This window comes from Leucobacter iarius (assembly GCF_039530105.1).
Taxonomy (GTDB): Bacteria; Actinomycetota; Actinomycetes; order Actinomycetales; family Microbacteriaceae; genus Leucobacter; species Leucobacter iarius.
On sequence record NZ_BAAAOB010000020.1, the window covers coordinates 1 to 611 of the forward strand.

At 62.5% G+C, this 611-nt stretch carries 1 protein-coding gene; it reads right to left on the reverse strand.

The window, feature by feature from the left end:
* Positions 1-99: 99 nt before the first annotated feature.
* The coding region (locus tag ABD169_RS16080) for a glutamate ligase domain-containing protein (RefSeq protein ID WP_344033620.1) at positions 100-611 on the reverse strand (512 nt) is incomplete at its 5' end.

A 611-nucleotide genomic window follows, 5' to 3' on the forward strand; every position in this document is an offset into this window, starting at 1 on the left:
CGAATAGCCAGGCGAAAATAAACATCCCCGGCAATCGCGGCAGTCTCAGCCGAGGCAGGCTCAGCTGCGGCATTCTCAGGCGTGGGAGAGAGAAACGCATCAACCTAACTCCTTCGCCAGACGGGCAAACATCTCGCCCCGTTGTTCAAAGTTCTTAAACTGATCCAGGCTAGCGCAGGCCGGCGACAGGAGAACCATGTCCCCCGCTTTCACCAGGGGAGCAATCTGACGCATCGCCTGTTCCATAGTCTCAGTTTGTACCGCCACCTCAGGACGCAGCTCAGCGAGCTCGGCGCCATCGCGACCAAAGCAGTACAGGCGAATACGATCGCCGCCGAGGTAGCGCTTCAGCGGGGTAAAATCAGCGGACTTGCCGTCGCCGCCCAGCAGCAGATAGAGCGTGCCGTCCAGCTGCAGGCCGTTCAGCGCCGCCTCGGTGCTGCCGACGTTGGTCGCCTTCGAGTCGTTAATCCAGCGTACGCCGTTGTGATCCAGCACCAGCTGGAAACGGTGCGCCAGACCGGTAAAGGTGGTCAGCGCCTTCAGGCTGCTGGCCCGCGGCAGACCCGCGGCATCGGCCAGCGCCAGCGCCGCCAGGGCGTTGCTGTAGT